This is a genomic window from Cryobacterium sp. 10C3 (assembly GCF_034314285.1).
In the GTDB taxonomy this organism is placed as follows: domain Bacteria; phylum Actinomycetota; class Actinomycetes; order Actinomycetales; family Microbacteriaceae; genus Cryobacterium; species Cryobacterium glucosi.
Genome location: NZ_JAVIWF010000002.1, coordinates 3,959,547 through 3,986,282, shown reverse-complemented (window position 1 = coordinate 3,986,282; position 26,736 = coordinate 3,959,547). Strand labels below are relative to the sequence as shown.

At 69.3% G+C, this 26,736-nt stretch carries 24 protein-coding genes and 1 pseudogene; 8 read left to right on the top strand and 17 right to left on the bottom strand.

Annotation, left to right across the window (positions count from 1 at the left end):
- The first annotated feature begins 180 nt into the window (after positions 1 to 180).
- Positions 181 to 537: a YrdB family protein gene (locus RGU41_RS20010; protein WP_322137202.1), complete on the top strand. Its 357-nt coding sequence runs from the start codon at positions 181 to 183 to the stop codon at positions 535 to 537.
- A 19-nt stretch (positions 538 to 556) separates the two neighbouring features.
- Here the strand turns inward: RGU41_RS20010 and RGU41_RS20005 are convergent, their stop codons facing one another.
- From RGU41_RS20005 to RGU41_RS19990, 4 genes are all read right to left on the bottom strand, one after another.
- A complete protein-coding gene (locus RGU41_RS20005; protein WP_322137201.1) occupies positions 557 to 1,783 on the bottom strand; it encodes an MFS transporter in 1,227 nt (408 codons plus the stop codon).
- Positions 1,784 to 1,836: 53 nt separating this feature from the next.
- Entirely contained in the window at positions 1,837 to 3,738 is a 1,902-nt protein-coding gene (locus tag RGU41_RS20000) for a heavy metal translocating P-type ATPase (protein ID WP_322137200.1), read from the bottom strand.
- Positions 3,739 to 3,851: 113 nt separating this feature from the next.
- Complete coding sequence (locus RGU41_RS19995; protein WP_322137199.1) at positions 3,852 to 5,774, bottom strand: FAD-dependent oxidoreductase; 1,923 nt, start codon at positions 5,772 to 5,774, stop codon at positions 3,852 to 3,854.
- 147 nt (positions 5,775 to 5,921) lie between these two features.
- Positions 5,922 to 6,512, bottom strand: a complete 591-nt coding sequence (locus RGU41_RS19990) for a hypothetical protein (RefSeq protein WP_322137198.1) — start codon at positions 6,510 to 6,512, stop codon at positions 5,922 to 5,924.
- 115 nt (positions 6,513 to 6,627) lie between these two features.
- Between RGU41_RS19990 and RGU41_RS19985 the strand changes: the two genes are divergently transcribed.
- The gene (locus RGU41_RS19985; RefSeq protein WP_322137197.1) at positions 6,628 to 7,467 is read left to right on the top strand and encodes a putative protein N(5)-glutamine methyltransferase; all 840 of its coding nucleotides are present in this window, start codon (positions 6,628 to 6,630) and stop codon (positions 7,465 to 7,467) included.
- Here RGU41_RS19985 and RGU41_RS19980 read toward each other — a convergent pair.
- Complete coding sequence (locus RGU41_RS19980; protein WP_322137196.1) at positions 7,464 to 8,678, bottom strand: NADP-dependent isocitrate dehydrogenase; 1,215 nt, start codon at positions 8,676 to 8,678, stop codon at positions 7,464 to 7,466. The two genes, RGU41_RS19985 and RGU41_RS19980, sit on opposite strands and share 4 nt — an antisense overlap.
- Before the next feature lie 153 nt (positions 8,679 to 8,831).
- On the opposite strand from RGU41_RS19980, the gene RGU41_RS19975 reads away from it, so the two are divergent.
- Genes RGU41_RS19975 through RGU41_RS19960 form a run of 4 tightly spaced genes read left to right on the top strand, consistent with a single transcriptional unit; the run spans position 8,832 to position 10,563 of the window.
- A complete protein-coding gene (locus RGU41_RS19975; protein WP_134449973.1) occupies positions 8,832 to 9,284 on the top strand; it encodes a GNAT family N-acetyltransferase in 453 nt (150 codons plus the stop codon).
- 22 nt (positions 9,285 to 9,306) lie between these two features.
- Positions 9,307 to 9,630, top strand: coding sequence for an MGMT family protein (locus tag RGU41_RS19970; RefSeq protein WP_322137195.1), 324 nt, complete (start codon positions 9,307 to 9,309; stop codon positions 9,628 to 9,630).
- 43 nt (positions 9,631 to 9,673) lie between these two features.
- The gene (locus RGU41_RS19965; protein WP_322137194.1) at positions 9,674 to 10,093 is read left to right on the top strand and encodes a cytoplasmic protein; all 420 of its coding nucleotides are present in this window, start codon (positions 9,674 to 9,676) and stop codon (positions 10,091 to 10,093) included.
- A gap of 32 nt (positions 10,094 to 10,125) precedes the next feature.
- Complete coding sequence (locus RGU41_RS19960) at positions 10,126 to 10,563, top strand: cupin domain-containing protein (protein ID WP_198413389.1); 438 nt, start codon at positions 10,126 to 10,128, stop codon at positions 10,561 to 10,563.
- 19 nt (positions 10,564 to 10,582) lie between these two features.
- Here the strand turns inward: RGU41_RS19960 and nagA are convergent, their stop codons facing one another.
- The 4 genes from nagA to RGU41_RS19940 form a co-directional block, all read right to left on the bottom strand.
- Positions 10,583 to 11,719 (bottom strand): N-acetylglucosamine-6-phosphate deacetylase, encoded by a 1,137-nt coding sequence (nagA, locus tag RGU41_RS19955; RefSeq protein ID WP_322137193.1) that lies wholly within the window; start codon positions 11,717 to 11,719, stop codon positions 10,583 to 10,585.
- 4 nt (positions 11,720 to 11,723) lie between these two features.
- Positions 11,724 to 12,509 carry a glucosamine-6-phosphate deaminase gene (locus RGU41_RS19950; protein ID WP_134449971.1) on the bottom strand — a complete coding sequence of 262 codons (786 nt, stop codon included), beginning with the start codon at positions 12,507 to 12,509 and terminating at the stop codon, positions 11,724 to 11,726.
- Positions 12,510 to 12,592: 83 nt separating this feature from the next.
- Positions 12,593 to 13,837 (bottom strand): PTS transporter subunit EIIC, encoded by a 1,245-nt coding sequence (locus RGU41_RS19945; protein ID WP_322137192.1) that lies wholly within the window; start codon positions 13,835 to 13,837, stop codon positions 12,593 to 12,595.
- Between the two features lie 56 nt (positions 13,838 to 13,893).
- A complete protein-coding gene (locus RGU41_RS19940) occupies positions 13,894 to 14,640 on the bottom strand; it encodes a GntR family transcriptional regulator (protein ID WP_322137191.1) in 747 nt (248 codons plus the stop codon).
- A 262-nt stretch (positions 14,641 to 14,902) separates the two neighbouring features.
- Between RGU41_RS19940 and RGU41_RS19935 the strand changes: the two genes are divergently transcribed.
- Both RGU41_RS19935 and RGU41_RS19930 read left to right on the top strand, forming a co-directional pair.
- Positions 14,903 to 15,136, top strand: a complete 234-nt coding sequence (locus RGU41_RS19935) for a glucose PTS transporter subunit EIIB (protein ID WP_134449968.1) — start codon at positions 14,903 to 14,905, stop codon at positions 15,134 to 15,136.
- Positions 15,133 to 15,627 (top strand): PTS glucose transporter subunit IIA, encoded by a 495-nt coding sequence (locus RGU41_RS19930; RefSeq protein ID WP_322137190.1) that lies wholly within the window; start codon positions 15,133 to 15,135, stop codon positions 15,625 to 15,627. Before RGU41_RS19935 ends, RGU41_RS19930 begins: the two co-directional genes overlap by 4 nt.
- 105 nt (positions 15,628 to 15,732) lie before the next feature.
- Here RGU41_RS19930 and RGU41_RS19925 read toward each other — a convergent pair whose 3' ends face one another.
- From RGU41_RS19925 to sucD, 8 genes and pseudogenes are all read right to left on the bottom strand, one after another.
- Positions 15,733 to 17,538, bottom strand: coding sequence for an ABC transporter ATP-binding protein (locus RGU41_RS19925; RefSeq protein ID WP_322137189.1), 1,806 nt, complete (start codon positions 17,536 to 17,538; stop codon positions 15,733 to 15,735).
- Positions 17,535 to 19,468, bottom strand: a pseudogene (locus tag RGU41_RS19920) (ABC transporter ATP-binding protein). The gene RGU41_RS19925 and the pseudogene RGU41_RS19920 overlap by 4 nt, the downstream one beginning before the upstream one ends.
- Before the next feature lie 473 nt (positions 19,469 to 19,941).
- Positions 19,942 to 20,730, bottom strand: a complete 789-nt coding sequence (gene ddaH, locus RGU41_RS19915) for a dimethylargininase (protein ID WP_322137188.1) — start codon at positions 20,728 to 20,730, stop codon at positions 19,942 to 19,944.
- A 61-nt stretch (positions 20,731 to 20,791) separates the two neighbouring features.
- The gene (locus tag RGU41_RS19910; protein WP_322137187.1) at positions 20,792 to 21,991 is read right to left on the bottom strand and encodes a mechanosensitive ion channel family protein; all 1,200 of its coding nucleotides are present in this window, start codon (positions 21,989 to 21,991) and stop codon (positions 20,792 to 20,794) included.
- An 82-nt stretch (positions 21,992 to 22,073) separates the two neighbouring features.
- Positions 22,074 to 23,750 carry a bifunctional phosphoribosylaminoimidazolecarboxamide formyltransferase/IMP cyclohydrolase gene (gene purH, locus RGU41_RS19905; protein WP_322137186.1) on the bottom strand — a complete coding sequence of 559 codons (1,677 nt, stop codon included), beginning with the start codon at positions 23,748 to 23,750 and terminating at the stop codon, positions 22,074 to 22,076.
- Positions 23,747 to 24,340, bottom strand: coding sequence for a phosphoribosylglycinamide formyltransferase (gene purN, locus RGU41_RS19900; RefSeq protein WP_322137185.1), 594 nt, complete (start codon positions 24,338 to 24,340; stop codon positions 23,747 to 23,749). The genes purH and purN overlap by 4 nt, the downstream gene beginning before the upstream one ends.
- Positions 24,341 to 24,349: 9 nt before the next feature.
- Positions 24,350 to 25,720 carry a DUF6350 family protein gene (locus RGU41_RS19895; protein WP_322137184.1) on the bottom strand — a complete coding sequence of 457 codons (1,371 nt, stop codon included), beginning with the start codon at positions 25,718 to 25,720 and terminating at the stop codon, positions 24,350 to 24,352.
- Between the two features lie 117 nt (positions 25,721 to 25,837).
- Positions 25,838 to 26,725 (bottom strand): succinate--CoA ligase subunit alpha, encoded by an 888-nt coding sequence (gene sucD, locus RGU41_RS19890; protein WP_134449963.1) that lies wholly within the window; start codon positions 26,723 to 26,725, stop codon positions 25,838 to 25,840.
- Positions 26,726 to 26,736 lie beyond the last annotated feature (11 nt).

Genomic DNA, 26,736 nt, shown 5'->3' with positions numbered 1-26,736 from the left:
CCGCCGGCATCCGCCAGGCCCCAGACCCCGCCGGGGTGTTCCGAATTCAGGAGTTGGCCCCGAATCCGGGCAGAATCCGGCCTAATCCGGCCCGATTGGGGCTCAACTCCTGAATTCGGCACCAGGCCACCCGTGGCCCTGCCGCCGGATGCCGCGGCGCGCGATCGATAAGATGGGCGGGTGACTGACTCCCGTGCCCTGCCGAAGATCGGGTTCAACGACGTTCTGCGGTTCCTGCTCGAACTGTTCGCGTTCGTCACCCTCGCGGTCTGGGGCTTCACGACCTGGCCGTTCCCGTGGCCCGCGCTGCTCGTCGGCATCGTCGCCCCCGCGTTCGCGATCGTCCTCTGGGCCTTGTTCCGGTCGCCGAAGGCCGTCTTCCGGCTTGACCCGTTCGGCAAGGCGATCATCGAGATCGCGGTGTTCGGCGCCGCCGCGATCGCGTGGTGGGACATGGGCCTGCCGATCATCGGCGGCGTCTTCGCGGTCGTCGCGACGGTCAGCGGCGTCCTCTCCGGTCGCGCCGAGCTGCGCTAGCTCGCTCGCGTCCGGGCGGTCAGGCGGGACGGACCGCCCGAGTCTCGCGCGGCATCCGCAGGGCGAGGGCGCTCGTCGCGAGGAAGAACAGCGCACCGACACCGAACGCGACCGGGTACGAGACGGAATCGGCGAGCAGGCCCGCCGCGAGCGGGCCGATGATCGCGCCGAAGTCGGAGAACATCGAGAAGACCGCGACCGGGCGTCCGCCACCTGCCCCCGCTGCGTCGCCGACCGCGGCGGCGGGAGCCGTACCGAGGAACGCCGACGCGACGCCGTAGACGCAGAGCAGCACCGTGAGGACCACAATGTTCGGCGCGAACGGCACCGCGAAGATGGTCACGGCGGCGAGCAGACAGGCTCCGATGATCGCCGGGCGGCGTCCGACGGTGTCGACGAAGCGGGCCGCGGGCGCGAGTGCGAGGGTCTGGGCGACCGCCGCGACAGCGAAGGCCACACCGGTCCAGGAGCTGGGGCCGCGCAGCACCTCGACGACGAGCACAGGGATCAGCGCGTTGCGCACACCGAACGAGGTCCAGCCCTGCGCGAAGTTGGCCAGGCACGCGGCCCGGAACCGGGGGTCGGCGAGCACAGCGCGGAACGGGACCCTGGGCGCCGACGCGCCGGACGCATCCGCCGTCGCGTTGCGATAACCGGGGCTCAGCAGTAGCAGCCCGAGCACACCGGCGATCGCGAGCGTGCCGGCGTAGAAGAAGAAGGGCGCCGTGAGCGAGATCGTCGCGAGCAGGCCGCCGAGGGCGGGGCCGGCCATGCCGCCGAGCAGGAACCCGCCCTGATAGAAGCCGATGGCGCGGCCGCGGATGCCCGGAGCAGTCGAGCCGAGCAGGAGCGTCATCGCCGAGACGGTGAACATCGCCGAGCCGATGCCTCCTGCCCCGCGCAACAGGAGCAGTTGCGGGTAGTTCTGGGCGATGCCCGCGAGCCCGCTCGAGAGTGCGACGATGCCGATGCCCGCCGCGAGGATGGTCCGCTCCCCCGCCCAGTCGATCAGGCGCCCGCAGAACGGGCTCGCGACGAACCGCATCAGCGCGAACGCGGAGACGACCGCGCCGATCTCGAGGTTGCCGACGCCGAAGCTGCGCACGTAGACCGGGAGCACCGGGACGACGACGCCGAAACCGACCATGACGAAGAAGGCGATCACGCCGAGGACGAGCACGTCCCGGGAGAGTCGCGGCTGCCCATCCGCCCCTGTGGGCGGCGTGCGGGGGCGGAAGAGGCGCATCTACTCAGGCTAGGCCGTCGCGGCGGTGTCGCCGCGCGGGCGGATGCCGCGGCTCAGCGCGCGAGCGCCGTCGCTGATTCGCGGTGCACCGGTACGCTCCCGGCAGCGAGCGCGGCATCCCGCCGCCCGCCGATCGCACGGAGCGCGTTGAGGATCGTCGCGAGGTCGACGAGCTCCTGCAGGAGCGCCCCGATCGTCGCCGGGATCAGCCCGAACGCGGCGAAGACCATCAGGACCAGGCTCAGCGCGATACCGATCCAGATGCTCTGCAACGCGATCCGGATCGTGTCCTGCCCGATCGCGACCGCCCTGGCCGTGCGCGAGAGGTCGTCGATCAGGATGACGACGTCTGCTGACTCGCTCGCCGCGGTCGCGCCGCGCGCGCCCATCGCGATGCCGACATCCGCCACCGCGAGCACGGGAGCGTCATTGACACCGTCGCCGACCATGATCACCGGACGCTCCGTGATCGCCCGCACGCCCTCGACCTTGTCGACAGGCAGGCAGTCGGCCTGGACGTTCGTGATTCCCACGAGCGCGGCGATGTGCTCGGCCGTCGGCCGGGCGTCCCCGGTGAGCATGACCGTGTTGCGGATTCCGAGCTCCCCGAGGGCGTCGATCGTCTGGCGGGCATTGCCGCGCAGCTGGTCGCTCGCGACGATGCTGCCGGCGAAGCTCCCGTCCACGGCGACGTAGATGGCGAGTTCCCCGCCGTCGAGCGGGGCGGCGACGGCCGCCGGCGCGGTCTCCGCCACGAAGGAGAGCTTGCCCACGGTCACCTCGCGGCCGTCGAGCCTGGCGACGACGCCGTGTGCAGGCACCTCGCTCGCCGTCGCGGTCGCGAGGAGCTCGAGGCCGCGGCTGCGAGCCTCCGCGATCACGGATGCCGCGAGCACGTGTGACGAGTACTGTTCGGCGGACGCGGCGAGCGCCAGCACCTCGTCGGCGTCGAAGCCGGCGGCGGGCAGCACCCTGGCGATGGCGGGGGTGCCGTGGGTCAGGGTTCCGGTCTTGTCGAAGACGATGGTCCTGGCGCGGGACAGCGCTTCGAGCACCCCGCCGCCCTTGACGATGATTCCGTTGCGCGCCGCGCGGCTCATGCCTCCCATGAACGCGATCGGAGCAGAGATCAGCAGCGGGCACGGGGTGGCGACGACGAGCACCTCGGCGAAGCGGACCGGCTCACCGGTCAGGATCCAGGCGAGGGCAGCCAGGGACAGGGCGACCGCGGTGAACGGCACCGCGTACCGGTCGGCGAGCCGGACGACGGGTGCCTTGCTCGCGGAGGCCTCCTCGACGAGGGCCACGATCTGCTGGTACTGGCTGTTCGCCGCGGTCGCGGTTGCGCGGATGGTGGCGGCGGCCTGGCCGTTGATCGACCCCGAGAGGATGCCCTCGCCCTTGTTGCGTTCAACGGGGAGGCTCTCCCCGGTCAGCGAGGACTCGTCGAAGGCCGCGCTGGCGGACTCGAGCACACCGTCGACGGGAACGATCTCGGCCGGGCGCACGAGCAGGAGGTCACCCGGCTGCACAGCCGTGGCTGGCAGGTCCTCGACGTCGGCCAGGTCATCTGCGGATCTCAGGCGGTGCGCGATCTGCGGTGCCCGGTTGAGCAGGGCGTTGAGTTCGCGCTTGGCACGGTTCACGGCGAAGTCTTCGAGGGCGGCGCCCCCGGTGAGCATCAGCACGATCAGGATGGTCGCGACGTACTCGCCGACGAGCACCGTTGCGACGATGGCGGTGATCGCGAGCAGGTCGACGCCGAAACTGCCGTGGCGCAGCTGCTTGACCATGCCCACGGCCGAGATCGCGGCGACGAACAGGCCGAAACCGCCGAACAGCCAGGCCAGGCTGTCGGCGAAGCCGGCGAGGGCGAGCCCGATTCCGACCACCCCGAGCACGATGGTCGCGGCGACGAGCGGATACCGCCGTACGGCGGCGAACAGACGGGACATGCTTCAAGTCTTGTCCCGTCCCCCGTTCACCGCCAGCAAGGTGAGGCTCGCCTGTCCGGGGCGGATGCCCGGCCGGCGACGAGCGCCGGGCATCCGTCTCGAGGGCGGGCGTCTCAGAGCACGAGCGCGGTCAGGAAGGCCGCGTTGATGGCCTCGCCGACCTTGGCCGGGTGCACGCAGTCGCCGAGCGGATGCACGTTGGCTCGCCCTTCGAGCGCGAGCGTGAGCGCCGTGTTCGGACGCACCCCGAAGGCCGCGATCACCGTGGACGCGGTGACGTGCACGGCGCCGTCCGGGCCGGTCGCGGTGAGGCCGTCGGCGTCGACGGAGGTGACGGTGTGCCCGGTGAGGATCCGGACGCCCTTCTCACTGAGTTCGCGCAGCAGGGTGATCCGGTTGATCACGATCATGTCTCGGGCGAGCTCGTCGGCGAGTTCGACGATCGTGACGTTGCAGCCCTGTCCGGCGAGTTCGAGGGCGGCGTCGCAGCCCGAGAGGCCGCCACCCGCGATGACGACACTATGGCCGACGGGGACGCCACGGTGGAAGTCGAGCACGTCGATCACGTTCGCACCGTCGAGGCCGGGGATGGGCGGCAGGAGCGGAAGAGAACCGGTCGCGACGATGATCTCGTCGGCCTCGAACGTCGCGAGGGAGTCCGCGTCGATGGTCGTGTCGAGGTGCACGGTCACGGGGAGGTGGGTGAACTGGCGTTCCCACCAGCCGATCATCGCACGCAGTTCCTTCTTGAACTCCGGGGTCGCCGCGGGCAGCAGCACGCCGCCGAGCTGGGGCCCTGCCTCGTAGAGGTCGACGGAGTGGCCGCGGAGCGCGGCGACCCGTGCGGATTCGAGTCCGCCGGGGCCGCCGCCGATCACGACGACGTGTTTGAGGACATCCGCCTTCTCGACGCGGCGTTCGCGTTCGAAGCCGACCTGGGGGTTCACGGCGCAGCCGAGCGGCAGGGCGAAGAAGGCGTTGCCGACGCACATCGAGTTGCAGCGGATGCACGGGCGGATGTCCGCGCGATCGCCCGCGGTGAGCTTGCCCGCCCACTCCGGATCCGCGATCAGTCCGCGCCCGATGCCGGCGAAGTCGGCGTCGCCCGCGGCGAGGGCGGCCTCCGCGTTCTCCGGGGTGAGGTTGCCGACGGCCATCACCGGGATGGAGACGACGTCCTTGAGTGCGCGGGCCGCCGGGACCATGCACGCGTCGCCGAGGTAGTACGGCGGGAAGACGTAGTCCATGGCTTCGTATGACCCGTCGTCGGCGATGATGAGGTCGAGCCCAGCCGCGGCGAGCACGACGGCGATGGCCTGGCCCTCCGCCGTCGTGCGGCCCCCGGCGAAACGGTGGTTGACAGAGAGGCGGAAGCTGACGGGCAGGCCGGGCGCGTTGGCCTTGACGGCGGCGATGATCTCGGTCGCGAACCGGCAGCGGTTCTCGACACTGCCGCCGTAGACATCCGTGCGGCGGTTCCAGCAGGCGCTCATGAACTGGTCGATCAGGTAGCCCGTGTGGCCATGGATGTCGATCGCATCCATCCCCGCGGCGGCGGCGCGGGCAGCGGCTTCGCCGAAGCGGCGGACGAGCAGGTGGATCTCGTCGATCTCGAGCGGCCGGCAGAGCACGCTCGGGTCTGCATAGTGCGGGTTGTCGGAGGCGGATATCGGCAGCCGGTCCGGGTCGATCACGTTGATGTTGCGCCCGAGGCCCGCGGTGAGCTGCAGGGAGACCAGCCCGCCGACGGCGTGGATCGAGTCGGCGAGGGCGGTGAGGCCCGGAAGCGCGGCATCGGTGTGCACGCAGCAGAGTCCGGCGTTGAGCGTCTCGTAGTCCTCGGAGACGGCGCTGATGCCGGTCATCACGAGGCCAGTGCCCCCGCGGGCGCGTTCGGTGTAATACGCGATTTCTTGAGCGGTGAAGAGCCCCTCCGGGGTGCCCATCTCGGTGCCCATCGGCGCCATGATCACCCGGTTCGGGAGTTCGAGGGTACCGATGCGACCCGGTTTGAGGACGTGTGCGAAGCCTGTCATGGTGTTCTTTCCCGTGCGATGACCGATGGTCGTCGTCGACCTGGGGCGCATCCCGGGCGGGAAATCGGGCGGGAAAAATGGAGCAAGAGCAACGACCTGAATTGTTTCAATCCTAGGTGAGCCGCCAGAGTGAAAACCGAAGAATCGCTATGGATTCGTTCCGGATGTCCGGTCCCGAAGCATCGCGAAGTCGATCGCGAGCAGGTATTTGATCCGCTCCTCACGCATCCGCGCGTAGCCAGGGGCGTGGCCGTCGATCGTCTGGCGGATCAGGCGTGCGGCGAGGGCCTTCCGGATCTCATAACTCGCGTCGTGTTGCGCGTCCTCGACGATCGCGGCCAGTTTCTTGTCGTCGTCCGCGACCGCGTGCAGGATGAGCGCGAGACCCTTGTGGGCGCGACGACGGCGGCCGAGCCTGCCGATGTCGAGCCGCTCATCCTCGGTGAAGCCCTGCGACCAGCGCCGGGACGCGAGTTCCCGTCTTTCCTGCGCGACGCGGGCGGCATCCTCTTCGTTCTGCGCCGCAAGAAGGAGCAGTTCATCGCGCGCGACCGTCCGGTAGGACGATTCGTCGAAGTTGTCGTGCTCGCGGAGAGCCCCGACGATGATGTGGTTCTTCACGGCCATCCGCACCGCGGAGAGGGCGATGAGGAGGCCCTCGTCGATGATCCGTTCCATGGCGTTCACCCGCGGCGCCGCATCCGACGCGAGGGTCGCGTGCGGGACACCGAATGCCATTCAGGTGCCATGCCGCGCCGCTTTCTCGTCCAGGTGAGAAACTATGTCTCCTGCACTGATTTTATGGGCATTCGACTCCCGTGCGCATGCCGCGCGCAATACCCGAAAGGTTCCGATGTCCCCTGTCGATCCCGCCGCGGCCTTCCCCGGCGTCGTCGAACGCCTCCGCGCGGCGGGATGCGTCTTCGCCGAGGAGGAAGCGGAGCTCCTCGTTGGCGAGGCCCGGTCGGCGGACGAGCTCGAGGACCTGCTCGAGCGCAGGGTGGGCGGGGAGCCGCTCGAGTACGTCCTCGGCTGGGCGCTGTTCTGCGGGCTGCGGGTGCACGTCGAACCCGGGGTCTTCGTGCCGCGGCGACGCACAGAGGCGCTCGTACGCGAGGCCGCCGGGCTCGCCGGTCCCGGTGCGATCGTCGTCGACCTCTGCTGCGGCACGGGAGCGGTCGGTGCCGCCCTGCTCTCGACCCTGCCGGGGCTGGGGCTCGACCTCCTGGCGGCGGACCTCGACCCGGTCGCAGTCCGCTGCGCCCGCGTCAACCTCCCTGGCCGAACCGTGGTCGAGGGCGATCTTTTCGCCCCCCTGCCCCTGGCCCTGCGCGGTCGGATCGCGCTCCTGCTCGTCAACGCGCCCTACGTGCCGACCGGCTCCATCGAGCGGATGCCGCCGGAGGCCCGGGTGCACGAGCACCGGCTGGCGCTCGACGGCGGTTCTGACGGGCTCGACGTGCAGCGAAGGGTCGCGGCGGCGGCGGCAGGCTGGCTCGCCCCCGGCGGCCATCTCCTGATCGAGACGAGTGCGCGCCAGGCGCCGGTGACGAGCGCGTTGTTCGCCAGGAACGGCCTGCTCCCCCGTACCGCGCACCACGACGACGTCGACGGAACCGTTGTGATCGGCACACGGGTGAGGCCCCCGACCCCAGGGGTCGAGGGCCTCTCCCGGACGAGCGGGGCCGGTTAGGCCAGGCGCGTCTGCAGGTTCGTCCCGATGGCGGCGAGGAATTCCTCGGTCGTCTGGTAGCCCTGCTCCGGGCCGACCAGCAATGCGAGGTCCTTGGTCATCTGGCCGCTTTCGACGGTCTTGATGACGACGTCCTCGAGGGTCTCGGCGAACTCGGCGAGCGCCGGGTTGCCGTCGAGCTTGGCCCGGTGCGAGAGGCCGCGGGTCCAGGCATAGATCGAGGCGATCGGGTTCGTCGAGGTGGGCTTGCCCTGCTGGTGCTGGCGGTAGTGGCGGGTCACGGTGCCGTGCGCTGCCTCTGCCTCAACGACCTTGCCATCGGGAGTGGAGAGCACGCTCGTCATCAGGCCGAGCGAGCCGAAGCCCTGCGCGACGGTGTCCGACTGCACGTCGCCGTCGTAGTTCTTGCAGGCCCAGACGTAGCCGCCTTCCCACTTCATGGCGGATGCGACCATGTCGTCGATCAGGCGGTGCTCGTAGGTGAGGCCGGCAGCCTCATAGCGGGCCTTGAACTCGGTGTCGAAGATCTCCTGGAAGATGTCCTTGAACCGGCCGTCGTATGCCTTGAGGATGGTGTTCTTGGTCGACAGGTAGACCGGGTAGTTCCGCACGAGGCCGTAGTTGAGCGAGGCACGGGCGAAGTCACGGATCGAGCTGTCGAGGTTGTACATGCCCATCGCGACACCGCTGCCCGGGGACTGGAAGACCTCGAAGGTCTGCGCCTCCGAGCCGTCCTTCGGTGTGAAGGTCATGCTGAGCGTGCCCTCACCCTCGAAGCGGAAGTTCGTGGCGCGGTACTGGTCGCCGAAGGCGTGGCGTCCGATGATGATCGGCTTGTTCCAGCCGGGAACCAGGCGCGGGATGTTGGAAATGATGATCGGCTCACGAAAAATCGTTCCGCCGAGGATGTTGCGGATCGTGCCGTTGGGAGACGCCCACATCTTCTTGAGGCCGAATTCCTCGACCCTGGCCTCGTCCGGGGTGATGGTCGCGCACTTCACGCCGACGCCGTGCTTCTGGATGGCGTGGGCAGCGTCGATCGTGATCTGGTCGTCGGTCTCATCGCGTTTCTGGATCGACAGGTCGTAGTACTCGAGGTCGATGTCGAGGTACGGGTGGATGAGCGTGTCCTTGATGGCCTGCCAGATGATGCGCGTCATCTCGTCCCCGTCGAGCTCGACGACGGTGCCTTCAACCTTGATCTTCGCCAATGAATTCTCCTCAGAATGGTACCGGCCACGTGGCCGAGCCAATTCTACAAGGCCCCCGCAACTGTCTCGACATCGAGACAGTTTCCAGTCCGGTCCTGCCCGGCGCACAAAACCCGACTACCACGCCGGTCGGCCGCAGGTTAGCCTGTTGCCATGGGTGAACTACGTCTGGAAGAACTGTCCGCACGCAACATTGTTGCGGCCAATAGCCTCAGTCTCAAACCGGGCCAGGAGCTGTACATCGCTCCCGTCTCCTATGCGGTGGCGGCTTCCGTGATCAATCCCGCGACCGCGTGGCAGCGCGTCGTGTTGCTCGACGGCGAGGTGGCCGGGTTCATCCACGGCAACTTCGACCCCGATTCGGAGCACGAGGAATTCCGGGCCTGCATCTGGAGGATCAACGTAGACGCGAGCGCCCAGGGCAAGGGCGTCGGCAAATTCGCAGCAGAGTCACTCGCCCAGGAGGCCAGGAAGCGGGGCTTCGACCACATCACCGTGATCTGGGAACCCGGCGAAGAAGGCCCGGAGTCGTTCTTCCACCGGATCGGCTTCGTCGACATCGGCGAGACGGCATACGGCGAGATGATCGGTTCGCTCAAGCTGTAGCGACCAGACGGTCCCGCCGGCCATGCGCCTCGCCCCCGACAGCGACTTCGTCACGCATGTCCTCGGCATCGTCGACTCGATTCCCGCCGGGCGGGTGATGACCTACGGCGACGTCGCGGCGGTGCTCGGCTCTCGCGGCGCCCGTGTCGTCGGCCAGATCATGGCGCATTATGGGGCGGATGTCCCCTGGTGGCGGGTGATCCGGGCCGGCGGCCACCCGCCGGTCGCACACGAGGCCAGGGCGCTGCCGCACTACCGCGAAGAAGGCACCCCGCTCGTCCTCCTGGGCACCGCGGAGTCCGGCTACCGGGTCGATTACCGGGCTGCGCGCTGGTCACCGACCTGACCTGCCCCTCGCGGGCACCGCCGGCACCGGGTACGGTGCCGGCATGGACAGTGAAGAAGGCTTTCAGGACCCCGTCGTCACCAATCCCGGCCTCTACCGGGTGATCCTCGAGAATGAGCGGGTACGCGTCCTCGAATACCGGGACACGCCCGGTGCCGCGACCGCGCCGCACCGGCATCCGGACAGCGTCATGGTCACCCTGAGCGAATTCAGCCGGCGGATCTCGTCGGACGGCCGCGCCGTCGACGTCGAGCTTCCCGCCGGGGTCGCGCGATGGCTTCCCGCCCAGGAACACACCGGTGCGAACACCGGCCATACCGACACGCACTCGATCTTCATCGAACTCAAGGAGCCGGCGCGGCATCCCCGAGGGCGCACGGACGAGCCGCCGCTCGGGCCGCAGTCCGCCGCCCCGTCTGCGCCGGACACCGACGATGAGGCGAACGTCTGGGGCTTCTCCTAGCGAGTCGCAGGCAAACGGTGTTAGCGTGCGGCATGTCCAGTGAACAGAACGCCACACAGTCCCTCGATCCGCTCGTGACGGATCCCGGCGTCTACCGGGTATTGCTCGAAAACGACCGCGTTCGCGTGCTCGAATTCCTCGATGCCCCCGGCGACACCACCAACCCGCACGAGCACCCAGACAGCGTGATGATCACGCTGAGCGCATACTCCCGGAGGCTCTCCTTCGAAGGCAGGGAGGTCGACGTCGAACTCCCGGCCGGCGAGACCGCCTGGCTCCCCGCCCAGGAACACGCCGGCGTGAACATCGGCACCACGCCGACCCACGCGATCTTCGTCGAGCTCAAGGAACAGGCCGTGCGCGCCCCCGATCCCAGCCTGCACCCGCTCGGGCCGGCGCCGCGCCCGCTGATCGGCATCCCGTTGTCGGACGCCTCGAGCGACGAAGAGAAGGCCTGGGGCTTCGCCTAGGCCGGTCTCCCCTGCCGGCTCAGGCCGGCAGGCACCAGTCGCCTGACCGCATGGTCGCGGTGACGTAGAGCCCGGCATCGAGGACGATCAGGTCGGCCGGCTGCCCCGCGGCGAGGCGGCCGCAGTCGGTGAGGCCGATCATGTCGGCCGGGTTCTGCGTGGCCGCTCGCACCGCGGTGGCGAGGTCGACCCCTGCCGCGTGCACGGCGAACCGGACGGCCTCGCTCAAGGTGAGGACACTGCCGGCGATCGTCCCGTCCGCGAGGCGCGCTTCACCGTCCAGCACGCTAACGGGGAGGCCGCCGAGGGTGTACTCGCCCTCGTCCGCCCCGGCCGCGGCCATCGCGTCGGTCACGAACACCGGTCGCGACGGGCTCTGCGTGATGAAGCGGACGACCGCGGGATGCAGGTGCACCCCGTCTGCGATCAGTTCGGCGAACACGGCGGGGTTCTCGAGCAGAGCGAGGGACGGCCCGGGTTCCCGATGGTGCAGGGGACGCATCGCGTTGAAGAGATGCGTGCCCGCCGTGGCCCCCGCCTGGATCGCCTGCCTGGTCATGGCGTCATTGGCGTCGGTGTGGCCGATCGCGGCGACCGCGCCGTATCCGACGATCCGCCGGACGGCGTCGAGCCCGCCAGGGAGCTCAGGGGCGATCGTGACCATGCGCACCGTGCCGCGGCCGGCGCGCATGAGGCGGTCGATGCTGCCCCTGTCGGGCACCCGGAGCAGTTCCGCCGTGTGGGCGCCCCGATGGATCGGGCTCAGCCAGGGTCCTTCGAGGTGGATGCCTGCGAGCAGGCCGGAATCGACGAGGTCGGCGAGGCCGGCCACCAGGCGTTCCATCTCATCGAGCGGTGCCGTGACGAGGCTCGCCATCAGCGTGGTCGTGCCGTGTTCCCGGTGGGTCGCCGCGATCCCGGCCGCCGCGATCTCCGTGTCGGCATCGTTGAAGCTGAATCCGCCACCGCCGTGATTGTGCACGTCGACGAAGCCGGGGGCGAGGATCCCGTCCGGGTAGTGGGCATCGGCGACGCGCGGCGGGAGGCCGGCGCCGACGGCGATGATCCGTCCGGCCCTGACCTCGACCCAGCCCGGGGTGTGCACGGCGTCCGCGGCGACGACCGTGCCGGCGCTGAGCAGAATCGAGTCGGCCACGGGGTTAGATTCCCTGCCAGGCGTACTTGTGGGCGTATGCGTATGCGTAGTAGTCCCGGTTGGCGAGGCGGGATGCCGCGGCCTCGTCGACGAGGACGGTCACGTGCGGGTGAAGCTGGATGACCGAACCGGGCTTGCTCGATGAGACCGGTCCCTCGACGGCGGACGCGATCGCATCCGCTTTCTCTTCGCCGAACGCGAGCAGGATGAGGTGCCTGGCGCGGCGAATCGTGCCGAGGCCCTGGGTCATGCAGTGGATCGGCACGTCATCGGGAGAGGCGAAGAAGCGCGCGTTGTCGATCCGGGTCTTCTCGGTCAGGGTCTTGATCCGGGTGACGGACGCGAAGGAGGAGCCGGGCTCGTTGAAGCCGACGTGACCGGTCTGCCCGATACCGAGGATCTGCACGTCGACGCCGCCGGCCGCGACGATGGCGGCCTCGTAGTCGAGTCCCGCGGTCTCGAGGGTGGCCACGTCGCCGTTCGGGGTGCGGATGTTCGCGGGGTCGAGACCGAGGGGCACGACGACGTCGCGGGTGATGACGGCGCGGTAGCTCTCCGGGTGCCCTGCGGGCAGCCCGACGTATTCGTCGAGGGCGAAGCCGCGCACGCGGGACATGTCGAGGGGTTCCTCCGCGAGGGAGGCTGCGAGCGCCGCGTACACGGAGAGCGGCGTGGACCCGGTGGCCAGGCCGAGGACGGCATCCGGCTTGCGCATGATCAGGGCACGGATGGATGCCGCAGCAAGCGTTCCCGCTGCGGTCTCGGTGTCGAGGACGATTACTTCAGCCAATGTTCTGCTCCAGTTTCACAATGATGGTGCGTGGTGGTGCTGCCGGGGTCACGGGCTCGCCCGCGACCCCGGCGTTGGTGGGATTAGACCGTCGTGGACGACGCGGAGTCGGGCACTGTCGCGTCGGGAACCTCGTCCTCGCCGCGACCGGGGGTCTTCAGGTTCCACTTGCGGATCACGAAGCGGAACAGGAAGTAGTAGATACCGGCGTACGCGAGCCCGATCGGGATGAGCAGCAGCGGCTTCTCGGCCAGGCCGAAGTTGAGCACGTAGTCGAACGTGCCCGCGCTGAAGGTGAACCCGTCCCTGATCCCGAGGGCGTTCACGAGGGCGAGCGAGGAACCGGTCAGCACCGCGTGGATGAGGTAGAGCGGGAACGCGACGAACATGAAGGAGAACTCGAGGGGCTCCGTGACGCCGGTGAGCATGGCGGTCAGCGCACCGGAGAGCATGATGCCGCCGACGATCTTCTTCTGGGACGGCTTGGCTTCCTGCCAGATGGCGAGGGCGCCGGCCGGCAGCGCGAACATCATGATCGGGAAGAACCCGGTCATGAAGGAGCCGGCGGTGGGGTCGCCGGCGAAGAACCGGGCGATGTCACCGTGGGCGCCGTTGAAGTCGCCGATCACGAACCACATCACCGAGTTGAGGATGTGGTGCAGCCCGACCGGGATCAGCAGCCGGTTGGTCGTGCCGTAGAGGAAACCGCCCCAGATGTTGTTCGAGGAGACGAACTCGCCGAAGCCGGAGAGACCGGTCGCGAAGGCCGGGTAGACGAAGGCCAGCAGGACTCCCAGTACCAGCGCCGTGCCTGCGGTGATGATCGGGACGAACCGGCGGCCGCCGAAGAAGGCCAGGTAGCTCGGCAAAGAAATCCGATGGAACCGCTGCCAGAGCAGGGCCGACGTGATGCCGATCAGGATGCCACCGAGGACACTGTAATTGACCAGCACCTGCTTCCCGCCCTCTGCGGGCAGTCCGAGAACCAGGGGCGACATTGCCTCTCCGACCTTGGAGAAGACGAGGTAGCCGACGACGGCGGCCAGGGCTGTCGAACCGTCGGATTTCTTTGCGAAGCCGATAGCGACGCCGACCGCGAAGAGGAGCGGCAGGGCGTCGAAGAGCGCACCGCCGGCCGAGGCGATGACGGCGGCACCGGTTTCGAAGCCCGGGATGCGCCCGAGCAGGTCGGGCTGGCCGAGGCGCAGCAGGAGTCCTGCCGCGGGGAGTGCTGCGATCGGCAGCATGAGGCTGCGACCGACTCGTTGAAGTTGCGCGAGGCCGGGGAACGGCCTTTTCGTCCCGGCGTCGGCGGTGATGCTGGACATTGATTTCCTCCTGGTGGTGCGTTGTCGGTATGGATGTTGCGTGGATGGTCTGTGGGTCAGGGTTGGTGCTGCAGGTTGAGGGTCATGTGAATCTGGTAGCGGTCGCCGCGGTACCACGAGGTGACGTGTTCGAGGAAGGCGGACCCGGCGGACGACGTCCGACGGAAGACCATCACGGGGGCATTGGCGGCGATGCCGAGGGTAGCCGCGAGCAGGGCGTCGGCGCCCTCCGCCCAAACGGCCTGTTCCGCGTTGTCGATACGCAGGCCATACTCGGTCGCGAACGTCGCGTACAGGGACCGGGTCAGGTCTTTGGCGCCGAGCTCGGGGAGCAGCTCTGCCGGGTAGTAGCCGCGTTCGAGTGCCATCGGCACCCCGTCGGCGAGCCGGAGTCTTTCGATCTCCAGCACCTGGGCGCCCGCGCCGAGTCCGAGGGCGGCCCGTACCGCGAGGGGCGCTTCGATCAACCGGGACGAACGCACGATCGTCGCGGGGACGAGGCCGCGCCGGCGCATGTCCTCCGTGAAGGACGCGAGGTGCAGGTCGCTCTGCACGCGTTCGCCGGCCACGAAGGTGCCCTTGCCCTGCACCCGGTAGAGCACGCCCTCCTCGACGAGCTGGCGGATCGCTTCGCGCACGGTCGAGCGACTGACTCCGTACCGCGTCATGAGCTTCCGCTCCGGCGGGATCGCGGCGTGGGGAGCGAGGCTGGTCTCGACCAGCTCCTCCAGGATCGAGCGCAGCTGGGCGTGCTTGGAGACCGGTCCTGATTCCAGAACCGGGGCCTCATCGATGTCGGTCATCTCGCTGCGTCCTCCGAAAGGTTGGGGTGTGTAGATACCAGCATAGGACCACTTTCGCTTTGTGGTCCGTACTGGTACGATCCAATAGTTCGATGATGAAGCCGCGGCACCCTGCTTGTCAAGACCCCCAGCCGCTCGGGTTCTCCGAGAACACCCGAAACCGAATCAGACAGGGCGCAGACTTGGCTCACGGCCGGAACGCTTCGCGCGTATCCAAGCCGCTGCAGCCGGTTCCCGGCCCACCATCACTGGAGGAAACACCATGAGCACCAAAGCGGAGCAAATCCTCGCCGGCCTCGGCGGATCAGGCAACCTCGTCGAGATCGAGGCGTGCATCACCCGACTGCGCACCGAGGTGAAGGACCCCGCCCTCGTGAACGAGCCTGCGCTCAAGGCGGCCGGCGCCCACGGCGTCTTCCGGTCCGGCACCATCGTCCAGGTCGTCGTCGGACCAGAGGCCGACAACCTCGCCGAAGACATCGAAGACCTCCTGTGAGCCGTGGGGCTCCCGTCGTCCTCGTGACGCCCGTCGTCGTCCTCGCGCCCGTGCCCGGTCGCGCCGTCGGCCTCGCCGAGGTCCCCGATCCCACGTTCGCCCAGGCGATCGTGGGTCCCGGCGCCGCGATCGACCCGCCGCGGGGCATGGTCGACGCGATTGCGCCGATCAGCGGCAGGCTGCTCAAGGTCTTCCCGCACGCCTTTGTGATCCTCTCCCCCGACGGGATCGGCGTCCTCGTCCACCTCGGCATCGACACGGTCGAGCTCCGCGGCGAGGGATTCACCCTGCGGGCGAAGCAGGGCGATCAGGTTGCAGCCGGCGACGTGATCGTGACCTGGGACTCCGCGGCCGTCGAGGCGGGCGGCCGCAATCCCATCGTGCCGGTCATCATCCTCGAGCGCACGCACGAGAACATCGACCTCGCCGATGCCGTCACGGACGGCGCCGACCTTGCCGCCGGCGACCTCTTCCTCACCGTCACCTCCTGACGGGCTGTTCCGCGAGAGCGGAGAAATGGCCCCTTCGCGCGCAGCGAAGGGGCCATTTTCGTACTCTCGCGGACCGGCATCCGCTGTGAACGCGTGCGGATGCCGCTACACGAGTGATTCCCGCCAGGCCGCGTGCAGCTGGGCGAACCGTCCGGTGCCGTCGATCAGGTCGTCGGGCGCGCCGTCCTCGACGATGATCCCGCGCTCCATCACGAGCACCCGGTCTGCGATCGCGACCGTGGACAGCCGGTGCGCGATGATGACGGCCGTGCGGTCGGCGAGGAGGGTCTGCAGCGCCTGCTGCACGAGCCGCTCGCTCGGGATGTCGAGCGAGGACGTCGCCTCGTCGAGGATCAGCACCGCCGGGTCGGCGAGGAAGGCCCTCGCGAACGAGATCAGCTGGCGCTGCCCGGCGGACACCCGGCCACCGCGTTTGTTCACGTCGGTGTCGTATCCGCCGGGAAGGTTCTCGATGAACTCGTGCGCGCCGACGGCACGCGCCGCCGCCACGATTTCGGCGGGAGAGGCGTCCGGTTTGCCGATCGCGATGTTGTCGGCGACCGAACCGCTGAACAGGTACGCCTCCTGGGTGACCATCACGATGGCGCGACGGAGGTCCTTGGGGTGCAGCCGGCGCAGGTCCACCCCGTCGAGCAGCACCTGGCCGTCGGTGGGGTCGTAGAACCGCGCCATCAGCTTCGCGAGCGTCGACTTGCCTGCCCCGGTCGAGCCGACGAGGGCGATCGTCTGCCCTGCGGGAATCGCAAGGTCGAAGGTCGGCAGAACCACCCGGTCGGACTGGTACTCGAAGCGCACCCCGGTGAAGGTGACGGCGCCGCGCGCCTCCCACAGGTCGACGGGGGCAACCGGGTCCGGCACGCCGGGGAGTTCCTCGAGCACGCCGGAGATCTTCTCGAGCGCCGCCGCGGCGGACTGGTACGAGTTGTAGAACATCGCCATCTCCTCCATCGGATCGAAGAACCGCCGGGTGTAGAGCAGCGCCGCGAGGAGCGCACCGATCGCGAGCTGCCCGTCGACGACGCGGAATCCGCCGAGCAGGAGCACGACGGCGACCGCGACGTTGCCGATCAGGATGAGGCCGGGGTCGAAGATGCCGAACAGCTGGATCACCCGGCCGTTCACCTTTCGGTAGTCCTCGACGAGCTCGCCGAAGACCTCCTCGTTGCGTCTCTCCGCCCGGAACGCCTTGACGGCGCGGATGCCCGTCATCGTCTCGACGAACTTCACGATCAGGCTCGCCGATGCGGTCCTCGACCGCCGGAACAACGTCTGCGACCGCACCTGGAACCAGCGGGTGAGCGCGAACAGCGGCACCAGGGACCCGAGCAGCACCAGCCCGCTGACGCCGTCGAGGCTCACGAGCGCGATCGCCGTGAAGGCCATGTACAACACGCCCTGCACGAGCTGGTTGATACCCGAGTCGAGCAGTTCCCGGATCGCGTCGAGGTCGCTGGTCTGCCGGGAGATGATCCGCCCGGAGGTGTACGACTCGTGGAACTCGAGGCTGAGCCGCTGGGTCTGCAGGAACACCCGCTTGCGGAGGTCGATCAGCACTGCCTGGCTGATCCTGGCCGACATCATCGTGTACCAGGCGATCAGGATCGCCCCGATCACGCCGGTGAGGAGGTAGACCCCGCCGGTCGCCGCGAGCGGGAGCCAGTCCTGGGCGAGGAGGGCAGGCAGTCCCTTGTCGATCCCGAACGCGATGAGGGCGGGACCGGCGACCTGGGCCGCGGTCGAGAGCACCACGACGAGCATCGCCGCGGTGACCCGCCAGCGCACCGGGCGGAGCAGGGAACCGAGCAGGCGCAGCGAGCGCGCCCGGATCTGCTTGCTTTCGGACGCGGTGAAATTGTTGCGTTCTTCGCCTTCGACTCCGGTGACGCTCATCGTGCGGCCTCCTCTCGCTCGGTCTGTTCTGTCCGTGCGGCCGATTCGTCCCTGGCGACCTGCCTGGTGGCGTCGCGCCGTTCTTCGTCTTCGAGGCTCGAGATGACGAACCGGTAGTGCTCGTTGGTGCGCAGGAGCTCGGAGTGCCGGCCGACCGCGGTGATCCGGCCGTCCTCGAGCAGGGCGACCCGGTCGGCGAGGGTGACCGTCGACGGCCGGTGCGCGACGATGAGCGCCGTCGTCGAGGCGAGCACCTCGCGGAGGGCGGCCTCGACGAGGGACTCGGTGTCGACGTCGAGCGCGGAAAGCGGGTCGTCGAGCACGAGCACCGCCGGCTTCGCCGCGACCGCGCGGGCGAGCGCGATCCGTTGGCGCTGGCCGCCGGAGAGGCTCATGCCCTCCTCGCCGACGAGGGTGTCGACGCCGTCGGGCAGGTCACGCACGAAGCCGGCCTGCGCGACCTGCAGGGCCTCCTCGAGCGCGGCATCCGCTGCCGCCGACCGCTCGGCGAACTCCGGCCTGCCGAGCAGCACGTTGTCGCGCACGGATGCCGAGAACAGCGTCGCGTCCTCGAACGCCATCGCGAGGTGGCCGCGCAGGTCTTCGCGGCCGAGCGAGCGCACGTCGACACCGTCGAGCGTGACCGCGCCCTGGGTGACGTCGTAGAGGCGGGTGGTGAGTGCGGTGAGGGTGGACTTGCCCGAGCCGGTCAGCCCGACGAGGGCCATGGTCTCCCCGGCTGCAGCACGAGGTTGACGCCGTCGAGCAGGTCGGGGAAGCGCGCCGGCGAGTCGGGGTAGCGGAAGTGCACGTCCTCGAAGGCGAGTCGGCCGCGCGGCTCGGCGAGCGTGACGGGCCTGTCGGGGTCCGTGATGCTGTTTGGGGCGTCGAGCACGTCGAAGTACCGGTCGGTCGCCGTGCGGGCGTCGAACGTCATCGACAGCAGGAACCCGATCGATTCGACCGGCCAGCGCAGCACGGTCGCCGTCGCGAAGAATGCGACGAGGCCACCGACGCTGAGGTCACCCTGGGCGGCGAGCCAGACTCCGACCACGAGGCAGAGCGCGAACGCGACATCGGGCACCATCAGGAGCCAGAGCCAGATGCCGGCGATCGCGCGCGCCTTCTCGATCTCGGTGCCACGAAGGTCTTCCGCCTGCTGCGAGAAGTTCTTGAGCGCGAAACCGCCGCGCCCGAACGCCTTGAGCACGCGGATGCCGTGCACGGACTCCTCGACGGCCGTCGCGAGGTCGCCGGCCTGGTCCTGGCTGCGCCGGGCCACGACGGAGTACTTCTCCTCGAACAGGTACCCGACGATCCAGAGCGGAATCGAGCAGGCGATGAAAACGACGCCGAGGATCCAGTTCATCGAGACCAGCACGGCGGCGCCGATCACGATCGTGACGATATTGACGACCAGGAGGACCAGGCCGAAGGAGATCCAGCGCCGGATCAGGTTCAGGTCGCTCACCGCGCGGGACAGGAGCTGTCCGCTCGGCCAGCGATCGTGGAAGGAAACCGGCAGGTCCTGCAGGCGCGCGTAGAGCGCGTTCCGCATGCTCGCCTCCACGTGGGTGCCCGGGACCAGCACGAACCAGCGGCGGAGGGCGATCAGGATGGCCTCGAGCACGCCGAGGCCGAGGACGACCAGCACGGCGGGCCAGATTCCGGCGGGGTCCTGCCGGGACAGGGCGCCGTCGACGAGGCCCTGCAGCACTTGCGGGATCGCGAGGGCGACGACCGCGGCCAGGAGCGCGGCGATCATGCCCAGCACGAGCCGGGGCAACGCGGGTCGCACGTAGGGGAAGAGGCGCAGCAGGGTGCGCAGCGTGCTCGCGCGCTTCCCGGGCTGCTCAGGGGCCGCTGCCGGTGTGGCAGCAGGTGTGCTGGGTGGCGTCGAGGCGGTCGGTGGGTTCGGAGTCGTGTCCATGGGAGTGGGTGGTGTGGTTTCGATGGGAGTGGTTGGTGTGATCTGGGTCACGAGTGGAGCCTGTTCGGATACATGGTGCCGATGGACGCCAGCGGGGTGCGCTGGGCGTCGAGGAGTCGAAGAAGTCGCGTCGGAGTCGCGTTCGACGGCGGGCGGGAAGCTGGGCGCTTCCATACGGTCGCGACGACGGGACGCCGGTCGCGGGCTGCGGGTTACGGGCGGGGTGCTGGAGGAGGGAGCCGACGCGCGATGCGGATGGAGTGGCTAGGCCGCGTTGTCGTGGACGCCCACGGCAGAGCCAGCGCCGGTGATCGCATTCCCAGCGAGCTGTGGCTGTGCTGTCTGTGTCATGTCGGCCTCCTGAGCGCGTCGAATCCTCGTTGTGCTCCCCGTGTCAGGCAGCCTTCCAGACTACGACCCCACCGTGCGTCGGCGCAAGCACCTCTTTGAGAGTCGGGTCCGCGGACTCCCGGTCAGCGGATGCGTACGCTCAGGCAGGTGACGCAGCCCTCGAGCTTCTCGAATTCGGAGATGTCGACGGTGACGACGCGGTAACCGCGGGCGGCGAACAGGGCGGCCGAGCGCGGGGCCGCGCTCGACATCAGCACCGCGTCCGGGGCCAGCACAACGACAGCGGTGCCGCACTCCTCCGGGACGGGCAGGAAGGGTTCGAACACCGTCGAGTCGTCGACGAGGGGCGGATAGCCGATCACGGTCGCGTCGGGCAGGGCGGTGACGGCGGACTTGAGATGCAGCACCTTGCTGATCGGGACCGCGACGACGGTGTAACCGCGCGGGACCAGGATGTCGCGGAGCTGGTCGATGCCGGCGTCGTTCGTGCGCAGGCTGCGGCCGACGTACACGGTCCGGCCGATCTTGAGTACGTCGCCGCCGTCGAGGGTGCCGGGCAGCGCGAGGCGGTGCACCGGGATGCCGAGGCCGCGGACGGCGGCCTCCGCCCCCGCGGTCTCGTCCCGGCGGCTCGGGGCCCCCGGGCTGGTCAGCACGGCGATGTCGCCGAAGGAGATGACGGCATCCTCGATGAAGACCGAGTCAGGGAGCAGCGGGGCCGGTTCGACCTCGATCACGTCCCAGCCCTCCGCGGCGAGCGCTGCGACGTAGCCGGCCCACTGGGTGCGGGCGAGCCCGAGGTCGACGGGGACGCGCTCGATGTGCGTGAGCTGGCCCTCGGCGAGGTTGTCGGCGGGGCGACGGACCAGGGCGATCCGGCGAGCGGCGGGTTCGAATGCGGGGATGTCCATCCCGACAGTGTATGGGCTCGCCGGGTGCGGCTTCGCCGGCCGCGCGCAGGTGCCCCGCCGGTCAGAGCTTCTTGTCGCTGATCTCCTGGATCGGCATCGAGCGGGTGAATTCCTCGCCGCGGTGCACGGCTTCGGAGTCTCCGGAGAACAGGCCGGGTGCCTCGGTGACGGGGCGTTGTTCCCTCGGGGCGCTCGTGGCCGACGTCGTGGGGCGGCGGGCCGGCTGCCGAACCTCGACGCGGCCGAGCGGGAGTGCGTCCGGGTTCTCGGCGACGAGCCACCCGACGAGGTTCTCTCGCACGATGCAGCGCAGGTCCCAGAGCATCGCGGCGTCCCCGGCCGAGACCAGAACACGGATGCGGACGAAGCCGCCGACGGCATCCGTCACCTGCAGCACGGCAACGCGCCGGTCCCAGAGCTCCGTCTGGACGACGATCCGGTTCAGCTCCTCGCGCATGGCCCCGGTGCTGACCCTCCAGTCGACGTCGAACTCGACGGAGCCGAGCAGTTCGCTCGTGCGGCGCGTCCAGTTCTGGAACGGCGTCGTCGTGAAATAGGTCGAGGGCAGCACCATCCTGCGGTCGTCCCAGATGTGCACGACGATGTAGGTGAGGGTGATCTCCTCGATCCGGCCCCACTCGTTCTCGACGATGACGACGTCGTCGACGCGCAGGGCGTTGCTGAAGGAGAGCTGCATGCCGGCGAAGACGTTGGCGAGGCTCGACTGGGCGGCGAGGCCGGCGACGACGCTCAGGAGACCCGCCGAGGCGAAGAGGCTCGCCCCGACCGCAGCGGCCCCTGGGATGCTGAGCAGCACCGTGCCGATCGCGCAGACGATGACCACGACGACGCTGATCCGGCGGAGCATCCGCAGCTGGGTGCGGACCCGCCTGGCCACCCGGTTGTCCCGCACGTCGATGCGGTACCGCGCGGCGATGACTTCCTCGAAGAAGTACATCAGCGCCGCGACGAGCCAGGTCGCCGCCGCGATGAACAGGGCGCGCATGATGAAGTCGACCGCGAGGGTCAGGTCCGGCGTCGTCGTCAGGTACACGGACGTCACGATCCAGAGGGCGCCGATCAGGATCACAATCCGGAAGGGACGCCGGCACAGGCGGATGAACGCGCGCGCCCAGGCCCGCTTGCGCGCGGCCATCCGGAAGACGAGCGCGGCGACCGCGGTGATCACAAAGGCGCTGATCACCGCGACGACGAACGCGATCAGAAAGGTGGGTTCGATGAAACCGTCGAGCAGCGGCACGGGTGTCCCTTCGACCGGACCGCCGACTAGCGAACCGGACCCTTCCATCGTGCCAGACCCCGCTGGCAGGAGCCTCCGCGGATCAGTGGAAGAAGTGGCGCTCTCCGGTGAAGTACATCGCGACGCCGGCCTCTACGGCAGCGGCGATGACCTCGGGGTCGCGCACCGAACCTCCTGGCTGTACGACCGCGGTGACCCCGGCCTCGAGGAGGACCTGCAGTCCGTCGGCGAACGGGAAGAACGCATCGGAGGCCGCGACGGAGCCGGCGGCCCTGTCCCCGGCGCGCAGCACGGCGAGGTGGCACGAGTCGACCCGGTTGACCTGGCCCATGCCCACGCCGACGGATGCCCCGGAGCGGGCGAGCAGGATCGCGTTCGACTTCACGGACCGGCACGCCTTCCACGCGAACTCGAGGTCGGCGCGGGTGGCCGCGTCGACCTCCTCGCCGGCGGCAAGGGTCCAGGTCGAGGAGTCGAAGTCTTCGAACGAGTCGGTCTCCTGCACGAGCAACCCGCCGGAGATCTGGCGAAGCTCGAGCGAGGAACGGTGGTAGTTCTCCGGAAGCTCGAGCAGGCGGATGTTCTTCTTCTGGCTGAGCAGTTCGAACGCGGCCGGTTCGAAGCCGGGTGCGACGAGCACCTCGGTGAAGATCTGGCTGACGGTCTCGGCCATGCCGAGGGTCACGATTCGGTTGGCCGCGATGACCCCGCCGAATGCGGAGACCGGGTCGCAGTCGTGAGCCCGCTTGTGGGCCGAGGCGATCGCATCCGGCGCCTTGGTGTTGGCCACGGCGATGCCGCACGGGTTGGCGTGCTTGATGATGGCGACGGCCGGTTCGGCGAAGTCGAAGGCCGCGCGCACGGCGGCATCGGCGTCGACGTAGTTGTTGTAGGACATCTCCTTGCCGTGGCGCTGCACCGCCTGGGCGATGCCCTCTCCGCCTTCGCCGAGGTAGAGCGCGGCGGCCTGGTGCGAGTTCTCGCCGTAGCGCAGCACGCTGCCGCGGGTGGCCTCGATCGCGAGGGTGCCGGGGAAGGGGCCCTCGTCGTCGAAGGCGGTGCCGATCACGGCGTCGAACTCGTCGAGGATGGCCTCATCGAGGGCCTCGGTGTCGTCCTGCCACTGGTCGTAGACGTTCTCGGTGAACCATGCGGAGACGCTCAGGTCGTAGCCGGCCGTGTGCTCGAAGGCGAGCGAGGCGAGCTTGCGGCGCAGCTCGAGCGTCGTTCCCCCTGCGGAGACGGCGGTGACGATCTCGCCGTAGTTCTCCGGGTCGACCACGATCGCGACGTTCGGGTGGTTCTTCGCCGCGGCGCGCACAAGTGCGGGGCCGCCGATGTCGATCTGCTCGATGACCTCGGCAGCGGGTGCGCCGGAGTTCACGGTCTCGACGAAGGGGTAGAGGTTCACCACGACGAGTTCGAAGGGCGCGATGCCGAGCTCGGTGAGCTGGGCCTCGTGGGCGGCGAGCCGCAGGTCGGCGAGGATGCCGGCGTGCACTCCGGGGTGCAGGGTCTTGACCCGCCCGTCGAGGGACTCCGGGAAGCCCGTGACGGCGGCGACATCGGTCACGGCGAAGCCCGCGGCACGGATGCTCGCCGCGGTCGACCCCGTCGACACGATTTCGACGCCGGTCGCCACGAGGGCCGCCGCAAGCTCGACCAGGCCGGTCTTGTCGCTCACCGAGATGAGCGCCCGCCGCACCGGGACGACATCGCGTTCGCGGTAAAGGCTCTGGTCGTTGCTGTGCCCGCTCATATCTGGGAGTGCTCCTTGAGGTTCGTGTTTCCGTTGGCGATGTCGAGAACGGCCTGCACGAGCAGGCGCCGTTCGACGATCTTGATCCTGGCGTGCAGGGAGTCCTCGGTGTCGTCCTGAAGCACCGGCACCCGCTCCTGCGCGACGATGGGCCCGTCGTCGACACCGGTGTCGACGACGATGAGGCTGGCTCCGGTCTCGGGGACGCCGGCGGCGAGCGCGTCGCGCACCCCGTGGGCTCCTGGAAATTCGGGCAGGTAGGCCGGATGCGTGTTGAGGAGGTTCGGGGTCAGTGCGGCGACGACCCTGGCGGGCAGGAGACGCATGAAGCCGCTGAGCACGACGAGATCCGGCGTCCATTGCCGGATCACGGCGAGCAGTTCGTCGCCCCACTCCTCGCGCGACTCGAACGAGCTGTACGGAACCGTGAAGGTGGACACGCCGTACTCTTCACCGAGGTCGAGGCCGTCCGCGTCCCTGTCTGCCCCGATCGCGACGACCCGCGCCGGGTACTCGGCGTCCTGGCACGCTTCCAGGAGGGAACGGAGGTTGGATCCCCCGCCGGAAATCAATACGACCAATGACAGCACTGGACGAGCCTATCGTTTGCCGGTCCTCGCCGGTGGGGCCGCGGCGGGGGCCGTGGCGCCGGAGGTGGCCCCGCGCCGCCGGATCGGGGGCGTCAGCATTCCGAGAACAGCGGCGACGCCGACCTCGAGCGCGGCGAAAGCGCCGACCAGCAAGGGGTTCGGCCCGACGTCCACGAGCCGGCCTGGACCGAGGGCCCCTCCGGACCACCAGGCCAGCAATCCGAGGACAATGCCGGCGACGACACCGGCCAGTGCTCCGGTGAGAGCCAGCCGGCCGCGATCGGCGCCGGGCTCGCCCGCACGGTGCTGGCGCTGCCGGGTTGCGAAAGCCGTGAGATAGCCGATCAGAACGGGCACGAGCAGCCCGAGGAACCCGAAGGCGAGGCTGCCGTGCGGGAGCACGCCGAGCAGCGGCAGTCCGGGTACCGGGCCGAGGACGGTGCCGACCGGGGAGACGCTCGACCCGAGGCCGACGGCGATGCCGGGCCCGATGAACCAGGCTGCCGCCCAGATCACGAGGTTGGGGATGAGCGCGAGCTGGGCGATCGTCAGGGTGATGCCGCCCATCACCCCGGCCTGCACGGTCTCGTAGAGGCCGATGATCGTCGCGAAGTTGCCGAGGATCAGCACGAAGACGGCGAGGGCCGCGACGCCGACCGTTCCGGTCGCGGCGCCGAAGCCGGCACGGAGGGCTCCGGCCAGAACCGAGCGCCATTCGGCGGGCACCTCGGGCAGCCGGGGCGACCGCGGAAGGGCCGGGAGCGCGGGAAGGGCGCGCAGCCAGGCCGGACGGCCGGTTGCCGGGCGACCAGGAGCCGGGTGAGCCGGAGCTCCCTGCAGGTGAGGCGCCTGGCCGGCAACCGGATGCTCTGGCGACTCGGTCCGGTGGCGGGCGCCGATGAACACCCCGGCGGCGAACACGGCCGTGGGCAGGAGCACGCCCTGCGGGATCGACGGCTGCAGGGCATCCGTGCCGACGGTGAGGGTGAGCAGGGTCGCGAGCAGCCCATAGACGGGGATCGCGGTCAGGACGCCGGTCCAGCGGTGCGGCGAGTCCGCCGCGCGGCGGCCGGTGTGCCTGCCGAGGAACAGGGCGAGCACGGCGAAGCCGAGGAGCGCGATCGTGAGCGAGAACGGGGCCTCCGCGCCGGGCAGGCCGAGCGCGGCGACGATGGTGGGGTCGAGCTGGACGGCGAGGTCGACGCCGTTGCCGAGCAGCCAGACCGTGACCGAAGCGCGCCAGAAGACGAGCCAGTCGACCGAGAGGCCGTACTGGGTGGCCCACAGGATGGTCAGGGGCACCAGGGAGACGCCCACTCCGATGGCTACGACAATGAGCGCCTCGAGTGCGGCGAGCAGGGCTGTCGTTAAGCGGTTCATCCGGTGGGAGCCTACCTCGCCCGCCTGACCGGCCCGCGCGCCCCCGCCGTGACGCGCGAAAAAGGGGGCCCGCCGTGGTGGCGGGCCCCTCTTCTGGCTCTGCGAGCGGATGCCGGGCTACAGTGCGGCGAGAACCTCGCGCAGCAGGGTCGCGGTCTCGCTCGGCGTCTTGCCGACCTTGACCCCTGCGGCCTCGAGGGCCTCCTTCTTGCCCTGGGCGGTGCCTGCGCCGTCGGAGACGATCGCCCCTGCGTGGCCCATGGTCTTGCCCTCCGGCGCCGTGAAGCCCGCGACGTAGCCGACGACGGGCTTGGTGACGTGCGCCCGGATGTAGTCCGCCGCCTTCTCCTCCGCGTCGCCGCCGATCTCGCCGATCATCACGATCGCGAGGGTCTCCGGGTCGTTCTCGAAGGCCTCGAGGGCGTCGATGTGCGTGGTGCCGATGATCGGGTCGCCGCCGATGCCGATCGCGGTCGAGAAGCCGAGGTCGCGCAGTTCGTACATCATCTGGTAGGTCAGGGTGCCAGACTTGGAGACGAGGCCGACCGGGCCCTTGCCGGTGATGTTCGCCGGCGTGATGCCGACGAGCGCTTCGCCCGGCGTGATGATGCCGGGGCAGTTCGGCCCGATGATGCGGGTCTTGTTGCCCTTGGCCTTGGCGTATGCCCAGAACTCGGCGGAGTCCTGCACCGGGACGCCCTCTGTGATGATGACGAGCAGCGGGATCTCGGCGTCGATGGCTTCGATGACGGCGTCCTTGGTGAAGGCCGGTGGGACGAAGGCGATCGAGACATCCGCCCCGGTCTTCTCGATCGCCTCGGCGACCGAGCCGAAGACGGGCAGTTCGACGTCGCCGTGCACGACGGTGGTGCCGGCCTTGCGGGCGTTGACGCCGCCGACGACCTGGGTGCCTGCCTTGAGCATGAGGGCGGTGTGCTTGGTGCCCTCACCGCCGGTGATGCCCTGGACGATGACCTTGGAGTCCTTGTTGAGGAAGATAGACATGTTCGAAAATC